1 protein-coding gene is annotated in these 326 nt (G+C 41.1%); it reads left to right on the top strand.

Features of this window, described 5'->3' with window-relative positions:
• Positions 1–326, top strand: a 326-nt coding sequence (locus tag KH400_RS23535; RefSeq protein WP_498067647.1) for a hydroxymethylglutaryl-CoA lyase-like TIM-barrel protein, incomplete at both ends; no start/stop codon positions are given.

Raw genomic sequence — 326 nt, 5'->3', positions numbered from 1 at the left:
ACGTTGTAGACTCAGCCGGAGCGTTACTTCCAAACGAAGTACGTGAGCGAATCCGAGCGCTTCGTCAAAGTCTAACAGTTAACATAGGATTCCATGCACATAACAATTTGTCTCTTGCGATGGCGAATACATTAGCTGCGATTGAAGAAGGAGCAACAAGAATTGATGGTAGTGTACGTTGCTTAGGAGCAGGTGCTGGTAATACACAAACAGAAGTATTAGTCGCTGTACTTGAGAGAATGGGATTAAATAGTGGAGTAGATTTATATAAAATGATGGATTTGGCTGAAAACATTGTTGCTCCAATTTTAACTCAACCACAAGAG

Source organism: Desertibacillus haloalkaliphilus, from assembly GCF_019039105.1.
Taxonomy (GTDB): domain Bacteria; phylum Bacillota; class Bacilli; order Bacillales; family KJ1-10-99; genus Desertibacillus; species Desertibacillus haloalkaliphilus.
The sequence above is the reverse complement of the archived record's forward strand: the minus strand, read 5'-3'. Positions and strand labels throughout refer to the sequence as shown.